The following is a 14643-nucleotide window of genomic DNA, read 5'->3' on the forward strand; positions in this document are numbered from 1 at the left end:
TAAAAAAACAGCTGTATAACAGCTGTTTTTTATTTCTTAAGCTTCTCTAACTTCTCATTCGAGCGAGCATTGTTTCTTTCCGCTACCATTACACTTCTTTTTTGATCGATATAATCAAGTAATGTTCTATACTCTTCTTCATATACTGATAACCGCTCCAGAAGACGCTCTCTTTCTGTTTGTAATGATTCAACTTGTTGTTGCAACACCGTTAAAGAGTTTTCATCTTTATAATTTTGCAAGAAATCAATAACATCATTCAACGTAATTGACATAGGTTCTAACACCTTTGTCTCTTTCACTTCATAATTTTCTACTTTACGAAGTTGCTTTGCTTCCTCAATACGTTCTTTAAATTGCTTTCTTACGTAAGAATTCCATCTAAACCCACATGCTGCTGGTGTACGAGATAAATTTTTTCCCACTTCCTTAAAGGCAGAAAGTTGTGTTCCACCTTCTCGAATATGCCGGAGTACTACTTCTGCCAGAAGCAAATCTTCATCATCAGTCCAAGCATCTTGTCTTGTTGTCGCCATCTCTCTAGTCCTCCCTATGCATTTTTTATTAAGCATATGCAGTTACTAGAAAAGATAGAATACAACAACTAAAGATTAAGACAAAAAAAATAAACGCAGAAGATATCTTCTGCGTTTATTTTCCCGCAATTACTTGCTGATTACTTCTTTACCTTTGTAAGTACCGCATGCTTTACATACACGGTGAGCTAATTTCGCTTCACCACAGCTTGGGCACTCTACCATACCAGGTACTGATAATTTGAAATGCGTACGACGCTTTCTTTTTACTGTTTTAGAAGTTCTTCTAAAAGGTACAGCCATTCTTCCCACCTCCTTAAAAGAAATAGTTATTTTCATATGAAGGCCTGAACCAGTCTTCCGATTATTTGTCAAAAAACTTTGCAAGTCCTGCCAATCTTGGATCAACAGTCTTTTCTTTGTCTTCTTCCGAAATCACTTGCCAGTCTTGACCTTGCGTCGGTGCTCCACCAGAAACATCATCACTGAAAATTTGCATTGGAATCTCCAAAAGTATATTTTCCTTGATTACGGGCAGTAAGTCAAGTACTTCTCCTTCTAAAGAGTGAATTTCAGCTTCAGTTTCAAATTCTTCTTGTGAAGTTTGGAACACCTCAGTTGTTTTAATGTCAAATGGTAATGTCACATCTACTAAAGAGCGAGAACATGGTAAAACCATGCTTCCAGTTATATGTAGATGAAACGTAAACTTACCGGAGCCAAAATCAACTCTTCCCGTTACATGAACAGGATTAATTTCACGAATATCTTTCTCGACCTCTTTTAGCTCACTTACATCTACCATCTCATCCAATGTCAATCCTTTATTTCTCAATTTATTCAATTGATGGATGGACCATTTCATATCATATCACCTCAAGGCAACAAACAAAATTATAGCTAGCCATTTTATATTTGTCAATGTTTTTTCTTTACACTATAATGAAGTCATCATAGTAAATAATATATAGAGTATCACGTTTTTCAAAAAGATGCTACATCGAAAGGAGAGATTACCATAAAAGCTGGTGGTATTGTTGTTGAATATAACCCTTTTCATAACGGTCATCTTTATCATGTGCAACAGACAAAAAAGTTAACACAATCCGATATAATAATTGCCGTTATGAGTGGTCCTTTTTTACAGCGTGGTGAGCCCTCACTCATTTCCAAATGGTATCGCACTAAAATGGCCTTAGCAAACGGCGTAGACCTTGTTGTAGAGCTTCCATACGTCTTTGCAACACAAAAGGCTGAAACCTTCGCAAATGGTGCTATTTCCATTTTAAATGCTCTACGTGTTTCTGAAATTTGTTTCGGTAGTGAGGATGGACAAATCGAAAATTTTTATAATACCATCTCTGTACAAAAAAACGAAGAAGAGACTTTTAACTGCCTTGTAAAACAATTCATGGGCGCTGGTAATAGTTATGCAAAAGCAACATCGGATGCTTTCTCACACATTTTAACATCCGAAAAAAACATAGATATGTCACAACCAAATAATATTTTAGGCTTCCAATATATGAAAGCAATCCTGTCACAAAATAGCTCTATACAAGCTCAAACTATAAAAAGATTTGCCGCTCATTATCATGATGAAACATTTAGTGACCAACATATTGCAAGCGCGACAAGCATCCGAAAACAACTCTTTAGCGAAGAAGGATCATTTACAGCAATTGAACCTTTTCTCCCACAGGCAACCACTTCGCTTTTAGCAAATTACAAACAAAACTACGGGATATTACATAATTGGGAACAATACTTTTCATTTTTCAAATATAAACTCATGACGATGTCTCCAGGGGACTTACGACATATATATGAAATAGAAGAAGGTTTAGAGCATCGTATTTTATCAAAAATACAAAACAGTTCCTCCTTCTATTCATTCATGGAAGCATTAAAAACAAAACGTTATACATGGACTAGATTACAAAGAGCTTGTACACACATTTTAACAAACACAACAAAAGAGGAAATACGTAGCGCAAATATAGAACAACACGCACCATATATTCGCCTGCTAGGCATGTCACAAAAAGGACAAACTTATCTTTCAAAAAACAAGAAAAAAATCGAACTTCCAATCCTTACTCATACAAAAACATTTGACCATGCCGCTTTAGATATAGAGAAAAAAGCAAACTCTGTATATTTCTCCATCATGCACGAACCGTTACGCACGCAACTATTAAAACAGGATATAACACACCATCCTATTCGCTATGATGAAACATCTACAAAATTCCTATAAAAAAACCTCTCTATTTCAGAGAGGTTTTTCCTTATCCATCTTTTCTAAATATGTTAACGCATCATCCAGCGTATCTACTGGTACAATTTTCATTTTTGTTTTAATATCCTTTGCAGTCTCAAGTGCATCTTTATAGTTCGATTTCTCCGCACCTTTTTCATTTGGCGCAAAGAACACTTCAGCCCCGGCATCGCTAGCAGCCACCACTTTTTGATTTATACCACCAATCGGGCCCACTTCTCCTTTTTCATTAATTGTACCTGTTCCAGCTATTTCATGTCCTTTGGTTAAGTCTTCTTCCACAAGTTGATTATATATTTCTAATGTGAACATTAAACCTGCAGATGGTCCACCAATTTCATGAGAATTAATTTTCACTTTCGGATCGACCACTAATTCTCTTTCCGTAACGATAGAAACACCTATACCGACACGTCCATTCCCATTAGGAATCGTCTTTACATTTAAATTCTCTTTCAATTGTTTTCCATTTCTCATGTACTCAATACTTACAGCATCGCTTTCTTTTTTTCCAGTCATATATTCAATAAATTGCTCCGTCTTTTCAAATGTCTTTCCATCAACAGCTATAATAACATCACCAAGCTTAAGCTTTCCTTCTGACGGCATTCCTTTTGCCACACCAGCAACTAATACACCTTTATTTTCAAAAGATACTGAGCGATTTGCACGTTTATATGCATTATAAATTGCTGCATTTTGTGAATCTTTCATCGCATAATTTTGGCGAAATTGATATTCTTCATCACTCTCACCTTTTTGCAATATTTCTTCCGCTTTCGAAATATGTGTATATTTATTAAACTGTGCCGCTATTAAATTCACCACATTTGCTGGTCCCATTGAAACCGTAACAAGCATAAAATCACCAGATTCTTTCGTTCCACCCTCAACTTGAACGTAAGGCTCTAATTTGGCAGCCATTCCTGGTTTTGTTACATAATACGGTAAACGTACGTAAACAAGTAACATCGCCAATATAACCCCTATTAAGATTGCATATATAAACCGAAAACGCTTAAACATTATGTTTCTCCTTCCACTGCTCAATTAATAAATAAATATTTGAAACATGTTTTTCTGCTTCTACTTCTCCAACTCGAATAATATCTTCAATGTTTGTAAAAGCACGTGAACTAAATTGCTCTACAGCTGGTCGCATCATTAAATCCGATGCAATTTGCCGATTCATTACAAGCTCATGCTGCATAATTTCAATACTTTGCATGATTACGTCATAAATGGACGTAACATCGCCATTCACCTTAATTGGAGATACATCAACAGCGATAACAATATCGGCCCCTAACTCTTTCACAACCGATACTGGGATGCGATCAATGACTCCACCATCCACTAATAATCGTCCATCTATTTTTTCTGGTACAAACACTCCAGGAACAGATATGCTAGCCCTCACCGCATCTGCAACTGGCCCACTTGTAAAAACCACTTTTTCCCCCTTCAATATGTCAGTAGCCACAACAGCCGTCGGGATATCTAACTCTTCTAAATTTTTATTATATGTAAACATTTTAATCATATCTTTGACACGTTTTCCAGCAATAAATCCCATTTTCGGTACCGTGAAATCTAAATAATACTTCCGCTTAAAAACAGATGCCAATTTATACAATCTTTCAACGTTACTACTTGCCGCATAAAACGTACCTATTAACGCCCCCATACTACTTCCTGCAATCATGTGAATAGGGATACCCGCTTCCCTTAAAACCTTTATTACACCAATATGAGCAAACCCTTTCGCTCCTCCAGACCCAAGTGCTAAACCAATCTTTGGTTCTTTCATTTTTCTCACCCTTTAATTTTTTTCATTCCTTTTTCATACTTATGGTCTAAATTCACTACGTATCCACGTATACTGAAATGAACGTTTTTTGGGACAAAGGGGGATTTACTTACATGTATGAAAAATGGAAAACCGCTTTCCTTACCATATCAACGCTATTTTTAACCTTTTCTCTTGTACTCCACCCCCAAGCCGCTTTGCAAGCTTCTATTCGCGGGTTAAATATATGGTGGGAAGTTGTATTCCCTTCACTACTACCGTTTTTCATCATTGCGGAACTTCTAATTAGTATCGGTGTTGTAAAATTTATTGGCGTTATATTAGAACCACTCATGCGCCCACTTTTTCGCGTTCCAGGGATAGGCGGATTTGTTTGGGCGATGGGAATGGCTTCTGGTTTCCCTGCAGGCGCCAAATTAAGCGCTAGACTACGAAAAAGCAATCTTTTAACTCAGATTGAAGCGGAGCGCCTCGTTTCTTTCACAAATTCTTCTAATCCACTTTTTATTTTCGGTGCTGTTTCTATCGGTTTTTTTAATAATCCGAAATTAGGAATTATATTAGCCGCTGCCCATTATTTCAGTAACTTTGCTGTCGGATTAATTATGCGTTTTCACGGCGATAATACCGCTTACAAAAATAATACACACACTACAAAAAAACGTCGTTTTCAAAACCCTTTTTTAATTCTCCACGAGACGCGCTTACAAGAAAAAAGACCAATTGGTAAATTACTTGGGGATGCTATTGTTTCTTCTATTCAAACATTACTTATGATTGGTGGATTTATTATTTTATTCTCTGTGTTAAATAAAATGATTACTGTATTCCACATTACAGCAGCTCTTTCTTTTATTATGCAATATATTTTATCATTCTTCCAACTAAGTACAGATTTTAGTATACCTATATTATCAGGTATTTTCGAAATGACACTCGGAAGCCAAATGATTAGTCAAATAAATGAAACACCGCTCTTACAACAAGCTATGGTAACAAGCTTCATTTTAGCATTTAGCGGTCTTTCTATTCAGGCACAAATTGCTAGCATATTAGCTGAAACAGATATCAGATTTAAACCCTATTTTTTCGCACGAATTATTCAAAGTATCCTTGCCCCTATTTTTACATTTGTATTTTGGACACCGTTTTATGAGAAAGTGAGTTCTTTCTCACCTATGCCACAAGATATTCCTGTATTTTTATCCAAGCACCCTTCTATACTACATGAAATTTGGACATCTTTTATACATTACGGACCAATTTTCACATTATTTTGTCTATACTTATATGTAATTTTATTATTTTTGCGCACGTATAAAGAAAAACCCCGTTCACTTTAACGGGGTTTGAAACTTTTCTTTTAAAGCACGCTCTACAATAGGAGGTACAAGATCTACTACACTTCCTCCATACCTCGCAACTTCTTTCACAATACTCGAACTTAAAAATGAATATTGGTTGTTTGTCATAATAAAAAATGTTTCAATATTTTCATCTAATTTTCGATTCATAGAAGTAATTTGCATCTCATATTCAAAATCAGAAACTGCTCGTAAACCACGTAATATTGCATTTGCATTACGCATCTTTGCATACTCTACTAATAGCCCACTATGCGAATCTACTTTTACATTCGGGATATCTTTTGTCGCTTCTCGAATTAGTTCTAATCGCTCTTCAACTGAGAAGAATGGTTTTTTTGATGAATTGTTTAAAACGACTACGTACACTTCATCAAATACTTTTGCTCCCCTTTTAATAATATCCAGATGCCCAAGGGTAATTGGATCAAAACTTCCTGAAGAAATAGCTATACTTGTCATTCTGTCCCCTCACCTTCATACTTATAAATCGATATTGCAGTAATCCCATAATTCTCAGCTCGTACTTTTACAAGCCTACCTATTGAATTAGGTAAAACCACATCATTACCATGCTCTGCCATAATTAATCCATCACTATGCAGCAATCCATGTTGATCCATTACACTAATTAAAGATACAATTTTTTGCTCTTTATATGGAGGATCTATTAATATAAGATCGAATGACATTTCACGTTTTATTAACGCCTTTACTGCACGTTCCGCATCATTTCGATATACTTCAGCTTGTTCCTGTATTCTACAACTTTCTAAATTTTGATGAATTACTTTTATCGCTTTACTATCCCGATCAACAAAAATTGCTTTATCGATCCCTCTGCTCAAAGCTTCAATTCCAAGACCACCGCTACCACCAAATAAATCAAGGGCGATACCACCATCAAAATAAGGACCTATCATATTAAAAATAGATTCTTTTACTTTATCTGTCGTTGGACGTGTTGTATTACCAGGAACCGCTTTAAGTGGGTGTCCTTTACATTTTCCTGAAACTACTCTCATCTGTTGTCACTACCTTTATTTCAATCTATCGAGGGATTATTGAAAGCCATTTCCACTTCGGTAACCGCTAACAAACCACATTCACCTAACTATAGGAAAACTCGGCCTTAAATAACCTCTCGTTATTTATATATATTCATCTCATCATTCACTAATATGAACCCAATATGTATATTAGTTCCACTTTATCTTTTTTATCCTATCACAAAATAAAAAAAAGAAAAATAAAAAGCCCAACATAAAATTTAATTTCATTATGTATATCTTCATTTAGATTGGACATAAATAATTATAACAACATCACCTTCGATGTTGTTGCCAACCGCGGAGAAGACTTACGTTTCCCCATAAGTTCTTCCTCCGGTTTCTCCTCTCCCTTTGCCTTCTTACTAGTACATGCTAGTATAAGAAGGGCCCTGCTATGCAGGGTTTTTTTTCTTTGTGTGCTTTTCATTTAAAAAGTGAAATGGTACAGTAAAAGAAAGAGGAGGAAAAGATATGATTCAACGCTTTATAGAACTTGGAGAAGGCTACTCTGATTTATATGAATTACTTGAAATTGCCAAAACAAATCAAGAACGTATAGCACATATGTTACAATTTGAAACGATAAAAAACGATAAAAAAGTGTGTTCGCTTGTTGTAATATTAAAACCAACTACTACTGGTGATTTCCAACCATTATACATATGTCGTGAAGGCATTCCTGTATTTGAAAATAAAAAAAGTAAACGTGTCATTTTATTTGAAGAAACGGCAGAACAACTTGGGAAAAAAGTGGCTACCTTTACTGTAAAACCATCTACAACTTTCCCAGAAAAAGAACTATTTTTTAATCATTTAATTGGTATTTTACGAATGAACAATTTCATTCCTCCGATGAAATAACACGTTATTTCAAGTGAAAAATCCCCCGCTAAATTTAGCAGGGGATTTTTTCTATTAGCTATAATCGTATTCTTTTGCTCGATCAGGACGGGAATTTTCAAATTCCGTTTTTAAATACGGGCGATACGACTGTTCTATCTTTTTCACAAAAGGAAGTTTGTTCAACTTATGCATCATATGCTCAATTTGTTCCATATCACAATATACTACAGCATATTTTAATCGTTTTGATATGTAATGTATGTTACCATATTTCCTTAAAATCTTGGCATGTTTCAATGAATGTAAATAAACAATCATACTTTGTCGTTGCCCGAACATAATCTTCTCCATCTTCTCCTTTTAAAAACATATATTTTATATTCTATGAAAACCGATCAGAAATTTATAACATTACAGGACAAACTCTGTATACGTTTTCTTCCAACTTCTAAAAAACGGGGTACATCACCCCGTTTTTTTACAACCACAACCTCCGCCAGTACCACAACCTCCACCACAGCCACCAGCATCAAAGAATGGATTTCCTGTTGGCACTTTAATGGAAGCAGACACTTCCGAACCGATTGCTACACTAACTTCGTCTAATAACTTCTGCAAAGCAGTTTCTGCTCTTTTAAAAGCTGCAACCTTATCATGTAAGTCCACAGAACGCTTTAATTCTCTCATTTTCATCGAAACGGTAGTATAGTCAGGATGGTATTTTCCAAAACGCTGTACTTCCTCATACCGTTCTTTCATCGCTGTAAATTGCTGAATTAGCTTCTGAAGTTCCATATCTTCATGTAATTCTCTATAATACTTACGATAATCTTCTGCTATATCTGAACAGATAATCGCTTTTGCAAGCTGCTCTGCCTTATCTAATATTAATACGCTTTCTAGCGTCGCTACAATCATGAGAGACACCTCCGAGTATCCATCATACCACATTTAGATTAGAACTACTAATTGAAGTGACTTACTCAAAAGAAAGATATAATGAAACTATTTTTACACTATATCCGTACACACTTATACATTAATATGTTCCGCTATATTATATTTAAGAACATCCCATTTTCCACTATTTTGTTTCACATAACTAATGCACGCATTTTTTAATGGTGTCTTAAATGTAATTTCATCTGGTTCAATGGCATGTAAAATCGCTTTTATCGCGTGTGAGTGAGCAACAATAATAATACGTTTGCCAAAATGAGTTGTCGCAACATCTTCTAAAGCAGCAAAGCAACGAGCTACAATCTCTTCATCTCGCTCCATACCTTCTACTTTACCTTCAGCAATCAACTCTCTAACAGCCGCAACCGGCTTCCCTGAAGCTTCCCCAAAATTCCGTTCAACAAATCGCTCATCTAATAAAATCGATTGTAATCCAGCTGCCTTTGCAATTTCATTAGCCGTTTCTTGCGCTCTAATTAACGGGCTACTTATAATGATATCCCACGTTTCTTTTTGTAAAGCAGCTGCACTTTGACTCGCTTGCTTCTTACCAACTTCATTAAGCGGAATATCTTCTCGTCCCTGAATAATTTCTTGAAAATTCCAATCAGTTTGTCCATGTCGTACTAAACAAATTTCCGTCATGCTGCAACTCCTTTTTAAATAATCAATCTCTATTGTAACAAAAGTTCTGCATGACGGACATATTTTTCACTTCCAATTAGGTTGCATTTTGTTGCTTCATATACTGAAACATATCAATCATAATCGAAGCAACGGCCAATTGATTTTGAAACTTTTCCACTTTATCTGGTATTGTTTTTTTGAAATGTTGCATCGCCGCTAACTCAAAAGCCTCTTTTTCTTCAGGATTTCGTGTTAATTTTCTATACCAGTATGGTTGTTCTCTAATATAGCGAGATAAATCCTCATCAGCCTTTATAAACTCCATAATTTCTGCTCTCATCATCTTTCCCCCTAATCCTTTTGAAAGAAAAACGGGTTATTTTCTGAAGTACTTTGCTCTTGCTGCGTACGGTTACCTTGAAATTGCTGAATAACTTGTTGCACGCTCCCAATTGCACTCGTCACATTAGCTAAATGGTTCTGCATTTGTTCCACGTCCAACTTTTTAAAAAAAGAAAGCATTTGCCCCATCACATCAGCAGTTTTTTCCTCTTCAGTTCGATTATCTTTTTCTTTTTTATTTTCTTTTACCGAAGAAAACGCAGGCGCTCCATCCGGTCTATACGTTGCCCATATTGGGTCCTCTTCACCAAGTAAGTACCATTCTTCATAAAATTGTCGCCATGTTTTGTGACCACTTCTAACCTCATGAACCATTTTAGGGTGATGGTTTACAAATTCTTTAAACTGTTGAACCGATGGATGTAACGGTCCTTTTGTTGTTGGCATAATCCTCACCTCTCCATGTATATCTACTATATAGTAAGAAAAAAAAGGCGCATGGTTCGCCTATTTTTAGACGATTCATGCACCTTTTTTTCTCCTATTTGCATACGGTCAGATTCCCACCTACAATTCAGTGAATACGAAGTAACTAATTTGGTGATGTAACACCCCACCGCTTACAGTTTCGCTTTATTTTCGAATAAAGTTTTGTGTATAAAATTTATCGTATACACCAACACCTAATCCTGTAAATTGTTCATTTAATAAATTCTTTCTATGCCCCTCACTATTTAACCACCCTTGCACTGCCGCAATTCCATCACTATGTTGCGCCGCTATGTTCTCACCAGCAAGTTGAAATCCTACTTTCCCGCGCTGCAAACGATCTCCTAGCGTACCTAATGTAGGTGAGTCATGAGAAAAATAATTATTGTCTTTCATATCTTTACTGTGACCAACAGCAACATCTGCTGTTTCCTGATCCCATGTTAGTAATGGTAATTTATGACGACTTCGAATGATATTTGTTAAATCAAAAATTTGTTGCATATTCCCATTTTCTACTTGTTTTATTTTTTCCGGAGTCAATGGTTGTTCTGCTATTAATTCACCTGAATAAACGAGCTGATACGGTCTTTGGCGTAATAAAGTTTCATCATCCATATAACGAACACCAACAAGTTCATGTGTAAATTGATCAAAATACAATTGCGCCCATCCATCTTCTACAGGTATTAACGGTTGTTCCATGACTTCGGTATCAGATAGCTCAAATTGATAACTATTTTTCCCTCTTTTTAATGAAATTTCATGCGAAAGCGGACTTTTTTTATATACTTCTTCATATTTTTCATTTATATAATAAGGTAGAACCTTAACTTGTTCACCAGCTGCGTACGCCGTTACAACTTTACGTTCAGAAACTCCAAATTGAACATACTGAGTTAAATCCTGGTTGTATACCCACCATTCATATCCGTATGCAGATGGCTCTATTCGAGAGGGTTCTCCCCACTTCGCTAATAAGTTTTCAGAGTCTTCACCAATCATATTTAAAACAGTATCTGGGGAGTCTTCCTTCATTTGCTTTTTCTTTTTCACAATTTTATTTTCTTGCTTTGATTGAGATGGGGTTAATATATATTGTGAAACGAGTAATTTCCCGTATAAATCAACAGCTAAAATTAAAAATGTAATCATTACGATACGCAATAATTTCTTCAAACGATATACCTCCTGAACAAAACATAAAATTGAGATATACACAAATCCATTTCTTTCTTTTTGTGTGTACCGTACTCTTTTCACTATATCATATTTTTGTGAAAAAAGTCTGGATTATCCCTTTTCTCTCAATATGAATTGCACTTTCTTATTATTCATACTATTATAAAAATAATGGTGTAACATTAAAAAAGGAGGTATTATATGCAATTTACAAATACGAAATTTAATGGAGCCGTCGTTGAATTAACTCTTTTAACTGAAATCATGGAAAACAACCACTTCGTACTTGCTGGACAGTGGGATTATGAACGGGTTACATACGATTATAAATTTGAAATATTAAAGGATGTTTATTATTTACGAGTACAAGGAGTTGCTATTGAAGGTGACATTGGCAGTAGACATGCTGAAGTAAAACTACTTCCCCCCTTATTAGGAAAACATTATTATCCTCACGGCGTTGAATATGGTGATGATGAGACTTTCCCAACGAATGTACTTCAAAAAAGCGAACAACTCCTACAAAATGTCGAAAAAGAGTTAAAAGAATTTCAAATTATTGATTAACAAAAATAAGCGCATCAATATGATGCGCTTGTTTTATTTCCCTTCCCTAAGAATGAATCGTTTTTTTTACTGGATATCCATAAATAGATCCATCTTTTACTTTAATCTCCTCTTCCCAAGGAACCTTATATTTACCTTCAGCTAAATCTTTTACAAACGTATATGGATTTTCTTTCACCCCACCAGGAGTTGCTACATATCCTCTTGAACCTAGATTATATATATTATTTTCCAATCCCCATCCTAATCTAGCTTGATCTGCTAGTTCTGGATATACTTCAGCAGTAACAATCTCCCAAGGATTTCGATGTCCCTGTACTAAAGTAGTCCCATCAAAATTACATACTTGTCCTTCACCAAAGTAATAAAATACACCATCATAACCCGCTAAGTTTACCGACAATGTATACATTAAATTCTGCCATGCATTTGAACGATTGGTTAGCATCCATTGTTCACTAACTTGTGTACTATATCCAGAAATACGAATTAAGACATTTGCACCTTTATAGGCCGCTTCACGAGCTACTTCAGGGAACATACCATCATGACAAATACAAACAGCTAATTTACTTCCTCCAGGTCCATCACAAACAGGTAAGCCTAAATCTCCAGCTTTCCAAGGCTCGACTGGCACCCAAGGATTTAGCTTACGATACTTCAAAATCATCTCACCTTGTGGATCAATAATAACTGCGGTATTATATGGCTCTCCACCATCAGGATTTTTCTCCATTATTGAAAAAACACCATATACTTTAGATTCTTTACATGCCTCAGCAAATAAGTCTGTTTCCGGCCCAGGCACTGTACATAAAAATTCTTCTGTAGTCCATTTTTTTGTATTTAGCCCTTGTGTACTATATTCAGGAAATACTATCAATTCTAATCCAGGGTAACCTGATTTGGTCGAATGAATTGTTTTTATGATTTGTTGAATTTGTTTATCAATGTCTGCACGTGACTCTACTACTGGTACTGGATATTGAATTAGTGCTGTCAAAAAACCACTAATCGGCTTTACCATACTTCCACTACTACCCATTTAAACTCCCCCTTAAAATAGTTCGTATTTATTAAATATAACAATATATATTTGTAACTCTCTAAAAAACTTGCACTACACATGGAATTATTACGCATGAAAACTAGTAGTAAATTTTATATCCACTTTTAGTACACGCCTACACTAACTTAACATTAATAGTTAGAAAATTCAATCTTTTTAAAGTGACTAAGTAAAAAAGCGTATGGAATCCCATACACTTTTTTACTTAGTCTGTAAATATGGCGGCAATTGTTGCAACTGCTCCTTATCCTTTTCACGTTCTCTACGTGCCCATCTAAAGAATACATAACCTATAATTGTACCGTACACTATTTCCTGGACAATTTTCATTATGATACCACCAGTTTGCTGGTCTTGTACGACTGGCATCCAGTGCAAAAATTCTGGTCCCGTTATATTTAAATCAGATAAAGTACCCGCTGGTACACATAGTTCCATCGCTTTCATCCAAGCAGCCGGATCCGTATACGTTGCAAATAGCGGGGCTGTTGCAAAAATGATTAACGCACAAGCAGGCGTTAATAATATGCCGTTAGCAAACATATAACCAAGTTTCTTTATATCACTTAACGTTTGATATTCTGGTAATGGATTTAACATCGGCCACCACATCATGATTGCTGTAAAAAACAATATAGCGAGACAAATAGGATGAGCTATTTGACTTTGTTTTACTGTATCAAAAACAACTGGTAAATGATAAAAAGAAAACAGGCCGTTAAATACAAACAACGCAATAAGTGGTTTAGCAAATGCCTTTAATATAACTTGAACGAACTTAAAAGAAGTAATATAACGATATAACCAAATTGGTATACCAAGCAACAGTAACGGTGGAACCGCAATATACATGACTGCCATTTCAAACATATGAGCACTAAATATAATATGGCCAATTAAATCAATAGGCCCTCCCTTTACAAAATACAAAAGAACAATACCAGTCGTAAAATAAAAAATTTGCTTCTTACTTACCTTCGTCGCATTTTCAAATCGCACTCTATATGGCCCAATAATTAAGAAGTACCCAATAAGAATCGAAAGCATAAATAATAAAAAGATTGGACTCCATAAAGCCTGAAAACCAAATATCCACAAGTTACTCATTTTCACACCGACCTTCGTAAGGTTATCTCATAATATGAAGAGGGAGCTGTGACAACACAAGCTCCCTTATTTTTCACTTTTCAAATCCACACGATTGTCATAAAAGCTAAAATTGTAATTAACCCTATTAGCAGACCAGAGTAAAGAAAGAAACTTGCTGCTTCATGTCCTTTATGACTCATATGCATAAAATAATACAATTGAAAAATTACTTGTACCACTGCTAATAGTAAAATAAACGGTACAGAGAAAGTCGGACTAAAAGTTTTTGGATACGCCACCGCTACAAATGCAACTAATGTTAAAAAAATCATTAATGCAAACGTAATAACTTGATGCCTCATTTCCTCCGCACTTTTTCTCTTCCGATAAACAAGATCAACTTTAGGATTATTCGTTTGCTTTATCGCCATT

At 35.4% G+C, this 14643-nt stretch carries 20 protein-coding genes; 4 read left to right on the plus strand and 16 right to left on the minus strand.

The window, feature by feature from the left end; all coding sequences use genetic code 11:
* Nucleotides 1–29: 29 nt before the first annotated feature.
* From BAQ53_RS18410 to BAQ53_RS18420, 3 genes are all read right to left on the minus strand, one after another.
* Entirely contained in the window at nt 30–536 is a 507-nt protein-coding gene (locus BAQ53_RS18410) for an RsfA family transcriptional regulator (RefSeq protein WP_000246464.1), read from the minus strand.
* 129 nt (nt 537–665) lie between these two features.
* Nucleotides 666–839 carry a 50S ribosomal protein L32 gene (gene rpmF / locus BAQ53_RS18415; RefSeq protein WP_001984764.1) on the minus strand — a complete coding sequence of 58 codons (174 nt, stop codon included), beginning with the start codon at nt 837–839 and terminating at the stop codon, nt 666–668.
* Nucleotides 840–900: 61 nt separating this feature from the next.
* Complete coding sequence (locus tag BAQ53_RS18420; protein WP_000872149.1) at nt 901–1401, minus strand: YceD family protein; 501 nt, start codon at nt 1399–1401, stop codon at nt 901–903.
* 213 nt (nt 1402–1614) lie between these two features.
* Here BAQ53_RS18420 and BAQ53_RS18425 point away from each other — a divergent pair, with 213 nt between their 5' ends.
* On the plus strand, nt 1615–2796 hold the full coding sequence (locus BAQ53_RS18425) for a nucleotidyltransferase (RefSeq protein WP_002164157.1): 1182 nt from the start codon (nt 1615–1617) through the stop codon (nt 2794–2796).
* A 15-nt stretch (nt 2797–2811) separates the two neighbouring features.
* On the opposite strand, the gene BAQ53_RS18430 is transcribed toward BAQ53_RS18425, so the two are convergent.
* Together BAQ53_RS18430 and BAQ53_RS18435 are read right to left on the minus strand one after the other, a co-directional pair.
* Entirely contained in the window at nt 2812–3843 is a 1032-nt protein-coding gene (locus BAQ53_RS18430; RefSeq protein WP_000476298.1) for a SepM family pheromone-processing serine protease, read from the minus strand.
* Nucleotides 3836–4627, minus strand: coding sequence for a patatin-like phospholipase family protein (locus BAQ53_RS18435; RefSeq protein WP_000662590.1), 792 nt, complete (start codon nt 4625–4627; stop codon nt 3836–3838). Before BAQ53_RS18435 ends, BAQ53_RS18430 begins: the two co-directional genes overlap by 8 nt.
* Before the next feature lie 113 nt (nt 4628–4740).
* Here BAQ53_RS18435 and ylbJ point away from each other — a divergent pair, with 113 nt between their 5' ends.
* Complete coding sequence (gene ylbJ / locus BAQ53_RS18440; RefSeq protein ID WP_000273081.1) at nt 4741–5970, plus strand: sporulation integral membrane protein YlbJ; 1230 nt, start codon at nt 4741–4743, stop codon at nt 5968–5970.
* Here ylbJ and coaD read toward each other — a convergent pair.
* Both coaD and rsmD read right to left on the minus strand, forming a co-directional pair.
* Complete coding sequence (gene coaD, locus BAQ53_RS18445) at nt 5962–6453, minus strand: pantetheine-phosphate adenylyltransferase (protein WP_000200601.1); 492 nt, start codon at nt 6451–6453, stop codon at nt 5962–5964. The genes ylbJ and coaD overlap by 9 nt on opposite strands.
* Nucleotides 6450–7016: a 16S rRNA (guanine(966)-N(2))-methyltransferase RsmD gene (gene rsmD / locus BAQ53_RS18450; RefSeq protein ID WP_001266977.1), complete on the minus strand. Its 567-nt coding sequence runs from the start codon at nt 7014–7016 to the stop codon at nt 6450–6452. Before rsmD ends, coaD begins: the two co-directional genes overlap by 4 nt.
* A gap of 498 nt (nt 7017–7514) precedes the next feature.
* Between rsmD and BAQ53_RS18455 the strand changes: the two genes are divergently transcribed.
* A complete protein-coding gene (locus BAQ53_RS18455; RefSeq protein ID WP_000616017.1) occupies nt 7515–7904 on the plus strand; it encodes a DUF7147 family protein in 390 nt (129 codons plus the stop codon).
* A gap of 54 nt (nt 7905–7958) precedes the next feature.
* Here the strand turns inward: BAQ53_RS18455 and BAQ53_RS18460 are convergent, their stop codons facing one another.
* The 6 genes from BAQ53_RS18460 to BAQ53_RS18485 form a co-directional block, all read right to left on the minus strand.
* Nucleotides 7959–8225, minus strand: coding sequence for a YlbG family protein (locus BAQ53_RS18460; RefSeq protein WP_002082261.1), 267 nt, complete (start codon nt 8223–8225; stop codon nt 7959–7961).
* A 126-nt stretch (nt 8226–8351) separates the two neighbouring features.
* Nucleotides 8352–8804 (minus strand): YlbF/YmcA family competence regulator, encoded by a 453-nt coding sequence (locus tag BAQ53_RS18465; RefSeq protein ID WP_000634363.1) that lies wholly within the window; start codon nt 8802–8804, stop codon nt 8352–8354.
* A gap of 114 nt (nt 8805–8918) precedes the next feature.
* Nucleotides 8919–9491, minus strand: a complete 573-nt coding sequence (locus BAQ53_RS18470) for a histidine phosphatase family protein (RefSeq protein WP_000134949.1) — start codon at nt 9489–9491, stop codon at nt 8919–8921.
* 76 nt (nt 9492–9567) lie between these two features.
* The gene (locus BAQ53_RS18475; protein WP_001200990.1) at nt 9568–9813 is read right to left on the minus strand and encodes a YlbE-like family protein; all 246 of its coding nucleotides are present in this window, start codon (nt 9811–9813) and stop codon (nt 9568–9570) included.
* Between the two features lie 11 nt (nt 9814–9824).
* Entirely contained in the window at nt 9825–10262 is a 438-nt protein-coding gene (locus tag BAQ53_RS18480; RefSeq protein WP_208906158.1) for a YlbD family protein, read from the minus strand.
* A 186-nt stretch (nt 10263–10448) separates the two neighbouring features.
* Entirely contained in the window at nt 10449–11483 is a 1035-nt protein-coding gene (locus tag BAQ53_RS18485; RefSeq protein ID WP_000735380.1) for a CAP domain-containing protein, read from the minus strand.
* Between the two features lie 204 nt (nt 11484–11687).
* Between BAQ53_RS18485 and BAQ53_RS18490 the strand changes: the two genes are divergently transcribed.
* Nucleotides 11688–12053 (plus strand): YugN family protein, encoded by a 366-nt coding sequence (locus tag BAQ53_RS18490; RefSeq protein ID WP_001160946.1) that lies wholly within the window; start codon nt 11688–11690, stop codon nt 12051–12053.
* A gap of 46 nt (nt 12054–12099) precedes the next feature.
* Here BAQ53_RS18490 and BAQ53_RS18495 read toward each other — a convergent pair whose 3' ends face one another.
* From BAQ53_RS18495 to ctaF, 3 genes are all read right to left on the minus strand, one after another.
* A complete protein-coding gene (locus tag BAQ53_RS18495) occupies nt 12100–13098 on the minus strand; it encodes a formamidase (RefSeq protein WP_000535803.1) in 999 nt (332 codons plus the stop codon).
* A gap of 225 nt (nt 13099–13323) precedes the next feature.
* Nucleotides 13324–14229, minus strand: a complete 906-nt coding sequence (gene ctaG / locus BAQ53_RS18500; RefSeq protein WP_208906159.1) for a cytochrome c oxidase assembly factor CtaG — start codon at nt 14227–14229, stop codon at nt 13324–13326.
* A gap of 80 nt (nt 14230–14309) precedes the next feature.
* Nucleotides 14310–14642, minus strand: coding sequence for a cytochrome c oxidase subunit IVB (gene ctaF / locus BAQ53_RS18505; protein ID WP_000985708.1), 333 nt, complete (start codon nt 14640–14642; stop codon nt 14310–14312).
* Nucleotide 14643 lies beyond the last annotated feature (1 nt).

Source organism: Bacillus sp. B25(2016b) (assembly GCF_001679765.1).
GTDB lineage: Bacteria > Bacillota > Bacilli > Bacillales > Bacillaceae_G > Bacillus_A > Bacillus_A thuringiensis_K.